This is a genomic window from Nocardia sp. alder85J (genome assembly GCF_020176955.2).
Lineage (GTDB): Bacteria > Actinomycetota > Actinomycetes > Mycobacteriales > Mycobacteriaceae > Nocardia.
This window is the reverse complement of the sequence record NZ_JAIUCZ020000001.1, coordinates 613,063-630,376: the sequence shown is the minus strand read 5'-3', so window position 1 is coordinate 630,376 and position 17,314 is coordinate 613,063. Positions and strand designations below refer to the sequence as shown.

At 69.8% G+C, this 17,314-nt stretch carries 14 protein-coding genes; 11 read left to right on the top strand and 3 right to left on the bottom strand.

From position 1 onward, the window contains the following. Positions 1 to 17 precede the first annotated feature (17 nt). Both LBW94_RS02905 and LBW94_RS02900 read left to right on the top strand, forming a co-directional pair. On the top strand, positions 18 to 1,490 hold the full coding sequence (locus LBW94_RS02905; protein ID WP_225056426.1) for an FAD-dependent monooxygenase: 1,473 nt from the start codon (positions 18 to 20) through the stop codon (positions 1,488 to 1,490). A 163-nt stretch (positions 1,491 to 1,653) separates the two neighbouring features. Further along, positions 1,654 to 3,084: a hypothetical protein gene (locus LBW94_RS02900; protein WP_225056427.1), complete on the top strand. Its 1,431-nt coding sequence runs from the start codon at positions 1,654 to 1,656 to the stop codon at positions 3,082 to 3,084. Between the two features lie 127 nt (positions 3,085 to 3,211). Here LBW94_RS02900 and LBW94_RS02895 read toward each other — a convergent pair whose 3' ends face one another. Next, positions 3,212 to 4,183 (bottom strand): heme o synthase, encoded by a 972-nt coding sequence (locus LBW94_RS02895; protein WP_416276844.1) that lies wholly within the window; start codon positions 4,181 to 4,183, stop codon positions 3,212 to 3,214. A 263-nt stretch (positions 4,184 to 4,446) separates the two neighbouring features. Between LBW94_RS02895 and tkt the strand changes: the two genes are divergently transcribed. From tkt to pgl, 5 genes are read left to right on the top strand one after another with little or no spacing between them, the layout of a single operon-like run. Continuing rightward, positions 4,447 to 6,597: a transketolase gene (gene tkt, locus LBW94_RS02890; RefSeq protein ID WP_225056428.1), complete on the top strand. Its 2,151-nt coding sequence runs from the start codon at positions 4,447 to 4,449 to the stop codon at positions 6,595 to 6,597. 39 nt (positions 6,598 to 6,636) lie between these two features. After that, positions 6,637 to 7,776 carry a transaldolase gene (gene tal, locus LBW94_RS02885; protein ID WP_225056429.1) on the top strand — a complete coding sequence of 380 codons (1,140 nt, stop codon included), beginning with the start codon at positions 6,637 to 6,639 and terminating at the stop codon, positions 7,774 to 7,776. Positions 7,777 to 7,780: 4 nt separating this feature from the next. Next, a complete protein-coding gene (gene zwf / locus LBW94_RS02880) occupies positions 7,781 to 9,343 on the top strand; it encodes a glucose-6-phosphate dehydrogenase (protein ID WP_225056430.1) in 1,563 nt (520 codons plus the stop codon). Next, complete coding sequence (opcA, locus tag LBW94_RS02875; RefSeq protein WP_225056667.1) at positions 9,340 to 10,248, top strand: glucose-6-phosphate dehydrogenase assembly protein OpcA; 909 nt, start codon at positions 9,340 to 9,342, stop codon at positions 10,246 to 10,248. The genes zwf and opcA overlap by 4 nt, the downstream gene beginning before the upstream one ends. Beyond that, positions 10,241 to 10,975, top strand: a complete 735-nt coding sequence (gene pgl, locus LBW94_RS02870) for a 6-phosphogluconolactonase (RefSeq protein ID WP_225056431.1) — start codon at positions 10,241 to 10,243, stop codon at positions 10,973 to 10,975. Before opcA ends, pgl begins: the two co-directional genes overlap by 8 nt. Before the next feature lie 12 nt (positions 10,976 to 10,987). On the opposite strand, the gene LBW94_RS02865 is transcribed toward pgl, so the two are convergent. Further along, positions 10,988 to 11,932, bottom strand: coding sequence for an alpha/beta fold hydrolase (locus LBW94_RS02865; protein ID WP_266269668.1), 945 nt, complete (start codon positions 11,930 to 11,932; stop codon positions 10,988 to 10,990). Positions 11,933 to 12,027: 95 nt separating this feature from the next. Between LBW94_RS02865 and LBW94_RS02860 the strand changes: the two genes are divergently transcribed. Then, on the top strand, positions 12,028 to 12,876 hold the full coding sequence (locus LBW94_RS02860) for an SDR family NAD(P)-dependent oxidoreductase (RefSeq protein WP_225056434.1): 849 nt from the start codon (positions 12,028 to 12,030) through the stop codon (positions 12,874 to 12,876). Between the two features lie 177 nt (positions 12,877 to 13,053). Further along, a complete protein-coding gene (locus tag LBW94_RS02855) occupies positions 13,054 to 13,299 on the top strand; it encodes a S1 RNA-binding domain-containing protein (protein ID WP_225056435.1) in 246 nt (81 codons plus the stop codon). A gap of 65 nt (positions 13,300 to 13,364) precedes the next feature. Here the strand turns inward: LBW94_RS02855 and secG are convergent, their stop codons facing one another. After that, positions 13,365 to 13,598 (bottom strand): preprotein translocase subunit SecG, encoded by a 234-nt coding sequence (secG, locus tag LBW94_RS02850; RefSeq protein WP_153345647.1) that lies wholly within the window; start codon positions 13,596 to 13,598, stop codon positions 13,365 to 13,367. A gap of 120 nt (positions 13,599 to 13,718) precedes the next feature. On the opposite strand from secG, the gene LBW94_RS02845 reads away from it, so the two are divergent. Further along, positions 13,719 to 14,495: an META domain-containing protein gene (locus LBW94_RS02845; protein ID WP_225056437.1), complete on the top strand. Its 777-nt coding sequence runs from the start codon at positions 13,719 to 13,721 to the stop codon at positions 14,493 to 14,495. Positions 14,496 to 14,523: 28 nt separating this feature from the next. Beyond that, positions 14,524 to 17,037: a thiamine pyrophosphate-dependent enzyme gene (locus LBW94_RS02840; RefSeq protein WP_225056439.1), complete on the top strand. Its 2,514-nt coding sequence runs from the start codon at positions 14,524 to 14,526 to the stop codon at positions 17,035 to 17,037. The last annotated feature ends 277 nt before the right edge of the window (positions 17,038 to 17,314 follow it).

The window sequence follows — 17,314 nt, the reverse complement described above, 5'->3', positions numbered from 1 at the left end:
TTACTGGAGGCACGGCTATGTCACCCCAGGTCCTCATCGCCGGCGGCGGTCCCACCGGTGTCACGCTCGCCATCGACCTCGCCCGCCGGGGCGTCGCGGTCCGCATCGTGGATCGCGCCGATACGTTCTTCCACGGCTCCCGCGGCGACGGGATCCAGCCCCGCACCCTCGAGGTGTTCGACGACCTGGGCGTGCTCGACGCGGTACTCGCCGCCGGTTCGAACCAGGCGCCGATGCGGGCCTATCTGGGCGGGCAGTTCGCCGGGGAGCAGCGGATGAGCGAGCTGCGCGAGCCCACTCCGGCTGTGCCGTACCCGAATCCCTGGGTGCTCGGCCAGTCCGAGACCGAACGGATCCTGCGCGACCGGCTCGGCCAATTCGGCGTCGTGGTCGAATTGTCCACCGCGGTCGCCGGTTTCACCCAGGACCTGGACGGGGTGACGGTCGAGCTGCGCGGGCCGGACGGACCGGCCACCGTACGCGCCGACTACCTCGTCGGTGCCGACGGCGGCGGCAGCACCGTTCGCAAGACACTCGGCATCCCGTTCGAGGGCGAGACCGACGAATCCCTGCGCATCCTGCTCGGCGACGTCACCGCCGACGGGCTGGATCACGACTACGGCTACTGGTTCGCCGAACCGGACGCCATGACGGCGGGCATCGGCATGAGCCCGCTGCCGGGCGGACAATTGTTCCAATTCTTCGCTCCCCTGGCCGATTCCGTCGAACCGACCCGGGAAGGGCTGCAGCAGTTCCTGAATCGACTCTCGCACCGCGACGACATCGTGCTCGGCGAACCGGTCTGGTCGACGATCTGGCGGCCGAACATCCGCCTGGCACAGCGCTTCCGGGTGGGCCGGGCCTTTCTCGCCGGCGATGCCGCGCACGTCCATCCGCCGACCGGCGGGCAGGGCATGAACACCGGCATCCAGGACGCGTACAACCTGGGCTGGAAGCTGGCCGCCGCCCTCGGTGGCGATCCCGCCGCCCTGAACAGCTACGAGCCGGAGCGGCGCGCGGTCGCTGTCCGGGTGCTGGGGATCGCGGCCGCCCTGCTCGAAAAGACCGTTGCGGGAGACGAAGACGCGATGCGCCGCGGCACGGAGACACACCAACTGGACATCACCTACCGAACCCCGCAGGCCGCCGGCGCACTCGTCGCGGGCGACCGCGCACCCGACGCCCCCTTGCGCCGACCCGACGGCTCCACGCTGCGGCTGTTCGATCTGTTCCGAGGCCCGCACAGCACCCTGCTGACCTTCGGCGCCCCCGCGGACACCGACGCCGCCCCCGGCGTCCGTTCCTTCTCGATCGCCGGCCCGGCCGACCCGATCTCCGATGGCTCGCTGATTGCGGCGGATCAGCACGCCTTCACCGCCTACGCCGCCACCGCGGGCACCCGGATCCTGGTCCGCCCCGACGGCTACCTGGCGTGGCGCAGCGACGAGCCGGTGACATCGCCTGCCGCGCACCCCCATCCGGTGGCCTGAGCCCAGCCGTCGCGGCGCCGCCGCACCCGGATGTGCTGCGGCGCCACGGTTCACCCGCCGGGCCCGCTCCGAATGCTCCGCGATTGCCGGGATTGCCGGATGATCTTGCTGTCGCACAAGCCGATTCGCCCACTTGGGCGAATTCGGCGTACGGTTGTCGACGGTGCCGGCGCAGGTGGCCGGCGACGACGCATCCGGTCAGGGGTTGATCAGCATGTTGGTGAAGGTTCGCAACGACGACCCGTCACGGCTGTCCAGCACGGAGCGCACCGTGGTGGCCTGGCTACAGACCTGGCGCGATGCCCGTGCCCTGGCCGGCATCGCGGTGTTCAAGGCGCACGGAACCGACCTGATCGTCTTCACCCCGGAAACCTGTGTGGTGGTGGCGATCAAGGCATTCACCGAACGGGCCACCGGCACCCTGCGCTGCGGCGCCGACGAGCCGTGGACCCTGGACGGCCGGGTCGCTCCGCTGGAAGGGGTGCAGACCGGCACCGAGCCGCTCGAGGAGATCCTCGCCCGCACCGACGAGATCGCCCGGCTGCTGCGATCCGCACCCGGGCGCGAACAGGTGAACATCACCGGGGTGGTGCTGGTGGTTCCTCAGTTCGGTAGCCGGATCAGTCTGGACCGCGGGAACCTGCCGGAGGGTATCGATGTGGTCCGCGGTGACGGGCCGTCCTCGCTGCGGTCGTACATCATGCGCGCGGCTGCCGACAATCCCGGGTCCTGGGATGCTGCCCAGGTGGGTCAGGCGCTGGGTGTGCTGGGCTTCGCGGCTGCGGCGACATTCGGCGAACTCACCGACGAGGGCTTTCCGGCGCCGGCTGCGGATCGCGCGCCGAATGCGCCGCAGCAGGGTCATCAGGTTCCGGGCTATGCGGCGGTACCTCAGGCTGCGTACTCGGCGGCCGGGGCACCAGCGGGTCCCGGTCAGGCACCGGTGGGCTCGCCCTCCGGCGTGCCTCCACAGTCTCCTGCGGGGGCAGCTCCACAGTCGCCCAGTGGTGTACCCCAGCAAGCCGGGATGCCGTCGAGACCGCCCGCCGGTATGCCGCAACCCCTGCCCGCCGGCGTCCCGGCCCAATCCACCGCAGCGATGCCACACGCCGCACCGATTCCCTCGGCGGCACCCGTGCCCGATCCCGCGGCTCCTACTCCCCCCTACGGTTCCGCGGGCGGCGCTCCCATCCCCACGGCGGGCTCCGCCGGACAGCCACCCTCCTCTCACCATGTCCAGCCCACAACGGAGTTCGCAGCGGGACCGCGCGACTTCAACGCGCCGTACGCCGGTTCGGATCCGCAGCGGTATTCGATCCCGTTCGATCCGCGCCCGGCGGCCAAGCCCCGCCGGCGACTCGGCAGCCTCGTTCCTCTGGTGCTGCTGGTATTCCTGGTGGTCATCCTGGGGCTGGTCGCCATGTGTGGTGGCGGCGGGCACAAGTCCACCGGTGGTGACAGCGTGACGCATGCCCCGGCCCCCACCACGGTTCGGCAGACCGGCGGGCCCTTCTCGCCGTCCACGCCGACCGAGATGACTATTCCGCCGTCGTCTGCCGGACGGGCGTGCTTCCCGCTGCAACCCAACTGCTGAACGCTGTCTGTCAGCGGGGCCTGCTCACGGTCACGGCGGGCCGGAGTGAGGTGGGGTCCGGTCCCGGCTCTGTCGTGAGGTGGGGTCGTGAGGTGGGGGCCGGTCCCCGGCCGCGAAACGACCGAACTCAGAACAGGTGGTGCCACCCCAGCACAGAGTCCACCGCCAGCCCGCAGAACACCACAGCCAAATAGTTGTTGGACTGCAAGAACAGTCGCAGCGGCTTGACCGATTCACCCCGGCGCACACCGGAATACAACTGATGGGCCATCAGCAGGAACCAGGCCCCCGCGACGATCGCCACGGCCGTGTAGATCACGCCGGTGGCGGGAATCAGGGCCAGCGTGGCCGCGACCGTCAGCCAGGTGTAGATGACGATCTGCTTGGTCACCGCCTGCTCGGTGGCGACCACCGGCAGCATCGGCACCCCCGCCGCGCGGTAGTCCTCCTTGTAGCGCATGGCCAGCGCCCAGGTGTGCGGCGGCGTCCAGAAGAAGATCACCAGGAACAACGCCAGCGCGGGCCAGCCGATGGTGCCCGTGACCGCGGCCCAGCCCACCAGCACCGGCATACAACCGGCCGCGCCGCCCCACACCACGTTCTGCGAGGTGCGTCGCTTCAGGCCGAGGGTGTACACGAAGACGTAGAACAGGATCGTCGCGACCACGAGCAGGCCGGAGAGCAGATTGGCCTGCCACCACAGCCAGGCGAAGGAGCCGAGCCCGAGCACCACGCCGAAGACGAAGGCGTGCGAGGTCGGGACCGCCTCGCGGGCCAGCGGCCGCTTCGAGGTCCGCTTCATCACCTTGTCGATATCGGCGTCGGCGACGCAGTTCAGGGTGTTGGCGCTGGCGGCACCCATCCAGCCGCCGAACAGCGTGGCCAGGATCAGCCGGATGTCGACATGCCCGCGATGCGCGAGCAGCATGGTCGGGATGGTCGCGACCAGCAGTAGTTCGATGACCCGCGGCTTGGTGAGCGCGATGTAGGCCAGTACCCGGCGGGTCAGCGTCGCGATCGGGCCGGTGCCCTGGACGCGATCGGTCAGCGCGGTCGAGGAGGAGCCGTGCGCACCACCCGGCTGTTGCCCAATCCGCACAGTCTCTCCTCGCAGGTGGTGCCTCGATCCGGTCCAGGAAGAAGCAGCGCGCCTCGGGCGGCGCGGCTACTACTACACGCGATGGTAGACCCCCGCGTTCCGTGCTCCCGAATCGGCGGGGCCGTAACGCCGACATTGTGGACGACACGGGCGGCCCGCAAGGGCGGGTTCGGTGATCCCGCCGCTCCGCAGCGCTCTAGGGTGGTAGCTGCGCCCCCCACACCGCACAAACGTTGTCGAACAAGGTCAGGAGAATTCCGGTCGTGTCAGTCACAGACGACATCCGAGCCCTCACCCAGTCGCACCATCCGACCGGCTGGACCGATCTGGACACCAGAGCAGTCGACACGGTCCGGGTCCTCGCCGCAGACGCGGTGCAGAAGGCCGGCAACGGCCACCCGGGTACCGCCATGAGTCTCGCGCCGCTGGCCTACACGCTGTACCAGCGAGTGATGAACTACGACCCGAGCGATCCGGACTGGGTCGGCCGCGACCGGTTCGTGCTGTCGTGCGGGCATTCCAGCCTCACCCAGTACATCCAGTTGTACCTGGCCGGCTTCGGGCTGGAGCTGCACGACCTGCAGAACCTCCGGCAGTGGGGTTCGCAGACCCCCGGACATCCGGAGCACCGGCACACCAAGGGTGTCGAGATCACCACCGGCCCGCTCGGCCAGGGCCTGGCCTCCGCGGTCGGCATGGCGATGGCCGCCCGCCGCGAGCGCGGCCTGTTCGATCCGGATGCGGCGCAGGGGCGCAGTCCGTTCGACCACTTCATCTACGTGATCGCCTCCGACGGTGACATCGAGGAGGGCGTCACCTCCGAGGCGTCGTCGCTGGCCGGTACCCAGCAGCTGGGCAATCTGGTGGTGGTCTACGACGACAACCGGATCTCCATCGAGGACGACACCCGCATCGCGCTCACCGAGGACACCGCCGCGCGCTACCGCGCCTACGGCTGGCATGTGCAGGTGGTCGAGGGCGGCGAGAACGTCACCGCCATCGAAGCCGCGCTGGAGGCCGCCAAGGCCGTCACCGACAAGCCGTCGTTCATCCTGCTGCGGACCATCATCGGCTACCCGGCTCCGAACAAGATGAACACCGGCGCCGCGCACGGCGCCGCGCTGGGCGCCGCCGAGGTGGCCGCCACGAAGACCGCGCTGGGCTTCGATCCGGAGCAGAACTTCGAGGTCGACGACGCTGTCATCGCGCACACTCGCGGCCACGCCGCCGGCCGGGCCGCGGCCGCCCGCGGCGCCTGGAAGCGCGAGTTCGAGGCGTGGGCGAAGGCCAACCCGGAGAACAAGGAACTGTTCGACCGGTTGCGGCAGCGCAAGCTGCCCGAGGGCTGGACCGCCGCGCTGCCGTCCTGGGAGCCGGATCCGAAGGGCACCTCCACCCGCAAGGCGTCGGGTAAGGTGCTCGCCTCGCTGGCCCCGGTGCTGCCCGAATTGTGGGGCGGCTCCGCCGATCTGGCCGAGTCGAACAACACCACCATGCCGGATGTGCCCAGCTTCGGCCCGGAGTCCATCTCCACCGGCATGTGGAAGGCCGATCCATACGGCCGCACCCTGCACTTCGGCGTCCGCGAGCACGCCATGGGCTCGATCCTCAACGGCATCGCGCTGCACGGCCCGACCCGCCCGTACGGCGGCACCTTCCTGGTGTTCTCGGACTACATGCGGCCGGCGGTGCGGCTGGCCGCGCTGATGCGCATCCCCGCGGTCTACGTGTGGACCCACGATTCGATCGGCCTCGGCGAGGACGGCCCGACCCACCAGCCGATCGAACATCTGGCGGCACTGCGAGCGATCCCGGGGCTCAACGTGATCCGGCCCGGCGACGCCAACGAGGCGGCGCACGCCTGGCGCGCGATCCTGGAAATCGAGAGCGGCGAACATCATTCGCCCTACAGCGTGTCCGAGCTGCCGCACATCGACGGCCCGAACGCGCTGGCGCTGACCCGGCAGGACCTGCCGGTGTACGAGGGCACCAGTTTCGAGGGCGTCCGGCACGGCGGTTACATCCTCGCCGAGTCGTCCACCGAGACACCGGAGATCATCCTGATCGCGACCGGTTCCGAGCTGCAGCTCGCGGTGCAGGCACGGCTTAAACTGGAGGAGCAGGGCATCGGCGCCCGTGTGGTATCCATGCCGTGTGTGGAGTGGTTCGACGTTCAGGACCGCGCCTATCGCGACCAGGTGCTGCCGCCGTCGGTCCGGGCCCGGGTCGTGGTCGAGGCCGGCATCGCGATGCCGTGGCACCGTTTCGCCGGCGACGCCGGTGAGATCGTGTCGATCGAGCATTTCGGCGCCTCGGCTCCCTACCAGACGTTGTTCCGGGAGTTCGGTTTCACGACGGAGCATGTCCTGGAAGCCGCACAGCGTGCACTCGGCAAGCAGCGTGCAAACGACTAGCAGCGTTCGCTCGACAAACGTGAAGGGATGAACCCGACCATGGCTCAGAACGAGAACCTCGCCGCGTTGTCCGCGGCCGGGGTGTCGGTATGGCTGGACGACCTGTCCCGCGACCGCATCCAGTCCGGAAACCTCGCCGACCTCATCGCGACCCGCAGCATCGTGGGCGTCACCACCAACCCGACCATCTTCCAGGGCGCGCTGAGCAAGGGCCACGCCTACGACGCGCAGCTGCGCGAGCTCACCGAACAGGGCGCCGACGCCGACGCCGCGATCCGCACCATCACCACCGACGACGTGCGCGCCGCCTGCGACGTGTTCGCGGAGGTGTTCACCGCGAGCAACGGTGTCGACGGCCGGGTGTCCATCGAGGTCGACCCGCGGCTGGCCTTCGACACCGACAAGACGGTGGCGCAGGCGATCGAACTGTGGAAGATCGTCGACCGCCCGAATCTGTTCATCAAGATCCCGGCGACCGAGGCGGGCCTGCCCGCGATCACCCGGGTGCTGGCCGAGGGCATCAGCGTCAACGTCACGCTGATCTTCTCGGTCGAGCGGTACCTGTCGGTGATGGGCGCTTACCTCGACGGCATCCGCAACGCCTCGCTCGGCGGCCACGACATCGGCAAGATCCATTCGGTCGCGTCGTTCTTCGTGTCCCGGGTGGACACCGAGATCGACGCCCGGCTGGACGCCATCGGCACCCCGGAGGCGCTGGAGCTGCGCGGGAAGGCCGGACTGGCCAACGCCCGTCTCGCCTACGCCGCGTACGAGGACGTGTTCGTCGCCGGCGAGCACGTCTCGACCTACCAGTACCTGCACTCCAACGGCGGCGCCAACCGGCAGCGGCCGCTGTGGGCGTCGACCGGCGTGAAGAATCCGGCCTACCCGGACACCCTGTACGTCACCGAGCTGGTCGCGCCGAACACGGTGAACACCATGCCGGAGAAGACCCTCGACGCGGTCGCCGACCATGGCGCCGTGCACGGTGACGCGATCAGCGGCACCGCCACCGAGGCGCAGCAGGTGTTCGACGCGCTCACCGCCGTCGGCGTCGACCTCACGGACGTCTTCGCGGTGCTGGAGCGCGAAGGCGTCGACAAGTTCGTCGCCTCGTGGGACGAACTGTTGCAGGCGACCACCGCCGCCCTGGACGAGACCACGGCGGGGAGCAAGTAGCCCGATGGCCGGCGAGCAGTCGACGGCCGATCCGGTGAATCCGCTGCGCGAAGAGCGCGATCAGCGGCTTCCCCGGATCGCGGGGCCGTGCAGTGTGGTGATCTTCGGTGTCACCGGTGACCTGTCGCGCAAGAAACTGATGCCGGCCATCTACGACCTCGTGAACCGGGGGCTGCTGCCCCCGGCTTTCGCGCTGGTCGGCTTCGCCCGGCGTGAGTACAGCGACGAGGATTTCGCGCAGATCGTGCTGGAATCCGTGAAAGCGCACGCGCGCACGGAGTTCCGGCAGGAGGTGTGGGACCAGCTGTCGGAGGGCATCCGGTTCGTGCAGGGCACCTTCGAGGACGACGCGGCGTTCTCGCAGCTGGCGACGACGTTGAAGCAGCTGGACCACGATCGCGGTACCGGCGGTAATCACGCCTTCTACCTGTCCATTCCGCCGAACGCATTCCCGGTTGTGCTGCAACAGCTTTCGCGCACCGGGCTGGCGGCGGCCGTGGAACCCGAACCGGGGCAGGCGAAGCCGTGGCGGCGGGTGGTGATCGAGAAGCCCTTCGGTCACGACCTGAAGAGTGCGCAGGAACTCAACGCCCTGGTGAACCGGACCTTCCCGGAGGAGACGGTCTTCCGGATCGATCACTATCTGGGCAAGGAGACTGTCCAGAACCTGCTGGCACTGCGCTTCGCCAATGAGCTGTTCCAGCCCATCTGGAACTCCAACTACGTCGACCACGTCCAGATCACCATGGCCGAGGACATCGGATTGGGCGGCCGCGCAGGCTATTACGACGGCATCGGCGCCGCCCGCGACGTGATCCAGAACCATCTGCTGCAACTGCTGGCCCTGACCACCATGGAGGATCCGGTCAGCTTCCAGCCCAAACAGTTGCAGATCGAGAAGATCAAGGTGTTCTCGGCGCTGAAACTGGTGGAGCCGCTGGACGAGACCACCGCACGCGGCCAGTACACCGAGGGCTGGCAGGGCAGTGAGCACGTGGTCGGGCTGCTCGACGAGGAGGGTTTCGACCCGCAGTCGCGCACCGAGACCTACGCCGCCATCACGCTGAACGTCGATACCCGGCGCTGGGCCGGGGTGCCGTTCTATCTGCGCACCGGTAAACGGCTGGGCCGCCGGGTCACCGAGATCGCGATCATGTTCAAGCGGGCGCCGCATCTGCCCTTCGACCAGGTCATGACCGAGGAACTGGGGCAGAACGCCCTGGTCATCCGGGTGCAGCCGGACGAGGGCATCACGCTGCGGTTCGGGTCGAAGGTGCCCGGCTCCAGCATGGAGGTCCGCGACGTGAACATGGACTTCAGCTACGGCGCCTCGTTCACCGAATCGTCGCCGGAGGCGTACGAGCGGCTGATCCTGGACGTGCTGCTCGGGGAGCCGTCGCTGTTCCCGGTCAACGAGGAGGTCGAATTGTCCTGGCGGATCCTCGATCCGGTGCTCGAGCACTGGGCGGCCGAGGGCAAACCGGACCCGTACGAATCGGGCACCTGGGGTCCGAAGTCCGCCGACGAGATGCTGGCCCGCACCGGGCGCGAATGGCGGCGGCCGTGATCGTCGACATGCCCGACACCAACACCCAGGCCGTGGCCAAACGGATGGTCAGCCTGCGCGATTCGAACGGCGTGGTGACCCAGGGCCGGGTGCTGACCCTGGTGGTGTGCACCCTGGACAGCTCGGAGGCCGAGGACGCCATCGAGGCGGCCAACGACTCCAGCCGCGAGCACCCCTCCCGGGTGATCGTGCTGGCCCGCGGCGACCGGTTCGCCGAGACCAAGCTGGACGCCCAGATCCGTGTCGGCGGCGACGCCGGCGCGGCCGAGGTGATCGTGCTGCGCTTGCAGGGTGAGCTGATCAACCACGAGAACAGCGTGGTGATCCCGTTCCTGCTGCCGGATGTGCCGGTGGTGGCCTGGTGGCCGCGCGGCGCCCCGAAGTATCCCGCCGAGGACGCGGTGGGCAAGCTCGCCACCCGCCGCATCACCGACGCCACCTTCGCCACCGATCCGCGGGCCACCATCAAGAAGCGGCTGGACTCCTACGCTCCCGGTGACACCGATCTGGCGTGGAGCCGGATCACCTACTGGCGGGCGCTGCTGGCGGCGGCGCTGGACGATCCGCCCTACGACCCGGTCGAATCGGTGACCGTGTCGGGCCTGCGCGAGGAACCGGCGCTGGACATCCTGGCGGGCTGGCTGGCCGCGCGCCTGGAATGCCCGGTGCACCGCAAGATCGGCGATCTGAAAGTGGAGCTGCACCGTTCGTCGGTGTCGATCGCGATCTCCCGCCCGCAGACCGGCCGCACCGCGACCCTGGCCCGCACCGGCGAGCCGGAGCAGCGGTTCGCGCTGGCCCGCCGCGAGACCAAGGACTGCCTGGCCGAGGAACTGCGCCGGCTCGACGCCGACGAGGTGTACGCCGAGGCCCTGGCCGGCATCGAGAAGGTGATCTATGACTGAGCGGATCGTCGAAACCCTCTCCGGCACAGACGATCTGGTGGTGGCCGCAGCGGCCCGCCTCGTCGCGGTGGTCACCGCGGCGCAGCGGGAGCGCGGCTCCGCCTCGGTGGTGCTCACCGGCGGCGGCACCGGTATCGGCCTGCTGGAACTGGTGCGCAAGTCGCCCGGCGACATCGACTGGTCCCGGCTGGACGTGTTCTGGGGTGACGAGCGGTTCGTTCCGGCGGGCGACGCCGAGCGCAACGAACTCCAGGCCCGGCAGGCCCTGCTGGACCATGTGCCGGTGGATCCGTCCCGGGTGCACCAGGTCGCCACCTCCGACGGGGAGTATCCCGATCCGGTGGCAGCCGCCGCGGAGTACTCCGCACTGGTGCACGCCCACCTGGCCGAGCACGGCGCCTTCGATCTGCATCTGCTCGGCATGGGCGGCGAGGGACACGTGAATTCGCTGTTCCCCGAGACCGATGCGGTCCGCGAGGAGCACGAACTGGTGGTGGCGGTGACGAATTCGCCGAAGCCGCCGCCGGTCCGGGTGACCCTGACACTGCCCGCGATCCGCCGCACCCGGCACGTGGTGCTGGTGGTGGGCGGTGCCGCCAAGGCCGAGGCCGTGGCGGCGGTGTTCGCCGGTGCGGCTCCGGTGGACGTTCCCGCAGCCGGTGCCGTGGGCAGCGAGACCACCACCTGGCTGTTGGACGAAGCAGCGGCGGCCCGGCTGCCGAAATAGCAGCAGGACGTCTCAGGCGCCCGGCGTGCGCGTCGCCGGGCCGACCAGTTGGGCCACGGCGGTGAGCAGGAAGTCGTTCACCGCGCCGGTACGCTCCAGTTGGACGAGATGTCCTGCGCCGGGGACCTTTTCGACGGCGCGCAGGTCGGTGAGGTGGGCTCGCATCACCGTCAGTGGGTCGCGGCCGCTGAAGCCCTCCATATCCGGATCGTGCGCGCCGTAGAGGAAGTGGACGGGCACGGTGACACGGGTCGGCAGGTCGGCGGACAGCTCCCAGTTGCGGTCCAGCGCGCGATACCAGGCGAGGCCGCCGCTGAAGCCCGTGCGCTCGAATTCCGCGGCGAGGTGGTCGAATTCGGATTCGGTGAGCCAGTTCCACGGCAGCGCCGGCGCCTGCGGCAGCACATCCAGGTAGCCGAGCCCCGGCGGATTGCTCCAGGTGTCGAGGTAGTGGTAGTCGGCGCTGAGCGCATAGAACACGTTGGCGAGGAATTCCCGTGGGCGACCGGCGAGTTCGGCATCGGCCACCCCGGGCCGCTGGAAGTAGGACAGGTGCAGGAAGTGCCGCTCGGCCGCCTTCGTCCAATAGGTGGACGGCGGCTGCGGCGGCCGTGGCGCATAGGGATTGTTCAGCACGATCACCCCGGCCACCCGCTCCGGAGCGCGCAACGCCAGCTCCCAGACCAGTTGCGCACCGAAGTCCAGCCCGACGAAGACCGCACGCTCGGCGCCGAGCCGATCCAGCAGACCGAGCAGATCCCCGACCACCGCCCGGTTGGTGTGCGCCTCGATCTCCGCCGGCGCCTCGGTCCGGCCGTAGCCGCGCAGGTCGGGGGCGATGGCGTGGTACCCGAACGCCCCGAGCACCGCCAGTTGCCGATGCCAGACATACCACCCGTGCGGGAACCCGTGGCAGAAGATCACCGGATACCCTTGCCCCTCCTCCGCAACGTGCATGCGAATTCCGTTGGTATCGACCATCCGATGCGTCGGGGCCACCGCGCCTCCATAGGCTAGAACGTGTTCTCATTTCACGGTAATGTCCCGGAGTCGTGAACGGAATACTTTCCGGCCGGGTCGCCGTCGTCACGGGCGCCAGCCGCGGCATCGGCAAAGGCATCGCCCTGGAACTCGGCGCGGCGGGCGCGACCGTCTACGTGACGGGCCGCTCCGCCACCGCGGCCCGACTCCCCGGCACGGTTCTCGACACCGCGGCCGCCGTCGACGAACTCGGCGGCACCGGAGTGCCGTTCGTCTGCGACCACCGCGACGACGACGCGGTGGCGAGCCTGTTCGCCAAGGTCCGCGCCGAGCACGGCCACCTCGACGTCCTGGTCAACAATGTCTACAACTCCCCCGCCTCCGCCCGCTGGCTCGGCAAGCCGTTCTGGGAGGTGCCGCCCCGAGCCTGGGACGAGACCTTCGACATCGGCGTCCGATCCCATTACGTGGCCGCCCATTTCGCCGCTCCCCTGCTGATCGACTCCCACGGCCTGATCGTGAACATCTCCTCCCCCGGCGCCACCCACTACACCCACAACGCCGTGTACGGCATCGCGAAAACCGCCGTCGACCGCCTCACCGCCGACCTGGCCCACGAATTGCGCGACACCGGCGTCACCGCCGTCTCCCTCTGGCCCGGCGTCGTGGAAACCGAACTACTGCAACTGATCCCACCCGACGACACAGGCCACCGCCGACTGGCCCTCCCCGGCGAAGGCACCTTCGACCTGGCCGAAGCCCAGACCCCCCGCTTCGTCGGCCGTGCGGTGACCGCACTCGCCGCCGACCCCGCCCGGCTCACCCGTACCGGAAAGCCCTGGCGGGTAGCCGAACTCGCGAACGACTACGGCTTCACCGACCTCGACGGCGCCATCCACGACGCCGAACCGCACCTCTGAACCACACCCGGCTCTCCTCACCGTATACACTGCTCCCGTGACTGCCGGGTCGGCTACCAGCCGCACACAGACGGGTTTCCCGGCCGCGCGTTGAGCGCGGCGCGGGCTCGAAGCCCGCCCTCCCCGCGAATCCCCCGCGTCCACGACGCTTCCAGGATTTGCGAAGGAGGTGAAATCATGACCCCTCACGAGGTGTCACCTGCCCGGTGGCAGGAATTCCAGGCGCACAACGGAGTCGGCGCCGTTCTCGAGGCGACCGTGGTGTCGGTGGTGCCGTTCGGCGCGTTCGTCGAGGTGGCTCCGGGTATCCACGGTCTGCTGCACAGCGATTCGTGGTCCGTGCCGCCGAACGTCGGCGATCGGCTGGCGGTGCGGATCGCCGAATGGGGCCCGCCGCGACTGAGTGTCGTGCCGGCGCCGTGATCCGGTGACGCGCGTGTGGGGCCGGGTTCAGGCCGGCCCCACACGGGCTCGAGCGTAGCCGGGGATCAGGAGAACTTGATCTGGAAACCGATGCCGAGAATCGAGATGACCCAGATCAGGCCGACGAAGACGGTGATGCGGTCGAGGTTCTTCTCCACCACGGTGGACCCGGACAGGCTGGCCTGCACGCCACCGCCGAACAGGCTGGACAGACCGCCGCCCTTCGCGCGGTGCAGCAGCACCAGCAGCACCAGCAGCACACTGGTGATCACCAGGAGGATGTCCAGGAACATGCGCATGCCGACAGTCTAGACAGCATGCCGTGGGGTTCCCGAATCAGCCGTGCGCCCGCGGTCGCGCGGGCCGTCCGAGCGGCGCGGCAGCCGGGCATATGTCCGGTTGGTCGTTAGGATCGGTGCATGTCGGCTACCGTGCTGCGCGCCCTGCCCGTGCTGGCCGTCGCGGCGCTGACCGCCTGTTCCTCCCACCACGACGCCACGGCCGATCCGATGGGCCGATCGTTCGTGTCCACCGAAGTCAGCGGGACGCCGATCCCCGGCGGCGGGCCCATGACACTGTCCTTCGCCGACAGCCGGGTGACCGCCGACTCAGGGTGCGACACCAGTACCGGCGCGGCGCGATTCGACGAGGATCAACTGCTGGTCGCAGGTCTGGCCACCACCCTGCTCGGCTGCACCTCCGACAAGGCGGGCGCGGACACCTGGCAGGCCGGGTTGCTGCAATCGAGCCCCACCTGGAAGCTGGACGGCAACACCCTCACGTTGACCGGCAACAACAGCATCGTCACGCTGAAGGACAAGAAGATCGTCGAACCCGACCGCCCGCTGACCGGCACCTCCTGGATCGTGACCACCCTGATCCAGGCCCAGGGGATGCAGCGCACCGCGACGCTGGAACAAGTGCGCCCCACGCTCACCATCGCCCCCGACGGCACTGTCACCGGCTCCGCGGGCTGCAACCGCCTGACCGGCACCGCCGACCTGCCCGAGGCGGGCAACTCCGACCTCACCTTCCACCTCGCCACCACCCGCATGGCCTGCGCCGACGAGGTCATGCAGGTGGAAGCCCGGGTGTTGCAGGCCCTCGACGGCCGCGTCACCGCGACCGTCGACGGCGACACCCTCACCCTCCGCAACCCCGGTAACCACACCGGGCTGGTGCTGCGGGCCGAATGAACACCCGACCCGGCGGCGACGGGCAGGTGTGACGTCCGTGCCCGAGACCGCCCTCGACCATCGCTTCCGCGCCGCCGTCACCGCGGCGACCGCGACCGGTCGCACCCAGGCCCCCGAGGCCGACTTCCTCGCCCTGTTCGACGCCCAGGTCACCAGCCGGCAGCTGGATCTCGCCGCCCGCGGCCTGACCGCCGCCGGGCGCGGCTACTACAGCATCGGGTCGTCCGGGCACGAAGGCAACGTCGCGCTCGCCGCCGCGCTACGGGTCACCGATCCGGCGCTGCTGCACTACCGGTCCGGGGCGTTCTACGTGCACCGATGCCATCGGATACCGGGCTCGGACCCGATCCGCGATGTGCTGCGGGGTGTGGTCGCCGCGGTGACCGATCCGATCTCCGGCGGCCGCCACAAGGTGTTCGGCAACGCGGCGGCGGCGATCATCCCGCAGACCTCCACCATCGCCTCCCATCTGCCGCGCGCGGTCGGGCTGGCCTTCGCACTGGACCGGGCCACCCGGCTGGGCCGATTCACGTCCTGGCCGACGGATGCGGTGGTGCTGTGCAGTTTCGGTGACGCGTCCGCCAATCACAGCACCGCCGCCGGGGCCGTCAGCACCGCCGTGCACACCGCCTACCAGCGCCTGCCGATGCCGATCCTGTTCGTCTGCGAGGACAACGGGCTCGGGATCAGCGTCCCCACCCCGCCCGGCTGGATCGAGCAGGCCTACGGATCCCGTTCCGGCCTGCGCTATTTCAGCGCCGACGGCTCGGATCTGCCTGAGGCCCTGGCTGTTTCGGCCGAGGCCGCGGACTGGGTGCGCGCCAGCCGCCGCCCGGCGTTCCTGCGCCTGCGCACCGTCCGCCTGCTCGGCCACGCCGGATCCGACCTGGAATCCGCCTACCGGCGGGCCGCCGACATCGCCGCCGACCTCGACCACGATCCGGTGACGGCGACCGGCCGCTTCCTCGTCACCACCGGAATAGCCACCGCCACCGACGTTCTCGCCCGCTACGACGCGATCGCCGCGGAGGTGTCGGCAGTCGCGGCCCAGGTCACGACGGAACCGAAACTCTCCTCCGCCGCAGCGGTCACGGCCCCCCTGGCACCGAGCCACCCGGCCCTGGTCGACGCCGATGCCCGCCGTCCCGCGCCACTCCCCGAGGCCATCCCGCGAATCACTTCTGCCGCAACCACTCCCGGCCACTCCACCGGGTCCGCTGCGCCCGCCTCGGACTCCACCCGCCCACCGAACCACAGTGGCGCGCCCGGACCGGGGACCGAGCCCAGCCGACCCACTTCGCCGGATCCTCTCGATTCGACCCCCACACCGAGCCACGATGACGCGCCCGAGCCAGCCGTCGCGCCAGGCCGGGCCGCCATATCGCCCGCGACCACCGCACCGAATTCGGCTACCGTGACCAGGCACGGCGCTACTGCCGGACCGAGCCTCGGGGCCGTCACCTCGCCGGGACCCGGCACCGTACCCGGGCGCGGCGACGGATCCCCGCCGGCGGCACCGGTGACGCTCGCGCAGGCGGTCAATCGGACGCTGGGTGAGTTGCTGGCGCGGGACGGTGATGTGCTCGTCTTCGGCGAGGATGTCGGGCGCAAGGGCGGGGTCTACGGGGTGACGAAGGGGTTGCAGAAATCCTTCGGTGCGCGAAGGGTTTTCGACACGATTCTGGACGAGCAGAGCCTGTTGGGGTTGGGGCTGGGGGCCGGGCTGGCCGGGTTCGTGCCGATTCCGGAGATCCAGTACCTCGCCTACGTGCACAATGCGCTGGATCAGATTCGCGGGGAGGCGGCGACGCTGCGGTTCTTCTCGGCGGGGCGGTTCCGTAATCCGATGGTGGTGCGGATCGCGGGGTACGCCTATCAGAAGGGGTTCGGCGGGCATTTCCACAACGACGATTCCGTGGCGGCGCTGCGCGACATTCCCGGCCTGCTGATCGCCTCACCGGCCCGCGCCGACGATGCCGCGGAGATGTTGCGCACCTGCGTGTCGGCGGCGCGGGTGGACGGGCGGGTGTGCGTGTTCCTGGAGCCCATCGCGCTCTATCACACCCGAGATCTGTACCGGGCCGGCGACGACGGCTGGCTGGCTCCGGCGGGCTCAGGGCCCGCAGCGCTCGGCAAGGCCCGAATCTATGGCGCCGGAACGGATCTCACGATCGTCAGCTTCGCCAACGGGGTGCCGATGAGTCTCCGGGTCGCCGCCCGGCTGAGCGCTCGCGGCGTGCACGCCCGGGTTCTCGACCTGCGCTGGCTGACGCCGCTGCCGGTGGACGATCTGCTCGAGCATGCCCATGCCACCGGCCGGGTGCTGATCGCCGACGAAACCCGCCGCAGCGGCGGGGTTTCCGAATCCGTGCTGGCGGCGCTGCTGGACGGCGGCTTCACCGGCCCGATCGCCCGGGTCACCAGCGCCGACAGTTTCGTGCCACTGGGCCCGGCCGCCGCTACGATCCTGTTGAGCGAGAACGATATCAAGGCTGCCGCCGAGCGGCTGGTGACCGCTGGGCCGGAGATCGGCACGCGCTGAGCCGATTTCGGACCCCGACGGCCCCGCGATGTGGTGCCCCGGAGGTCTCGGCCGGTCGGGCCCAGCCGTGCTCGCACGAGATGGGACCCAGCCGGGTCCGCGGCCCGCCGTGTCCCGCACCGGCTACCGTCACGGTACGAAATTCGGACTGGGTCCGGAAACGGTCACGGCCCGGCACTCACGTGAGTGCCGGGCCGTGACCGAATTGCTCCAGGCGACGTGGTGCCCGTGGCCTGGGCGACGAACCGCCCGCGGCTCAGGGCAACGGGCCGCCCGC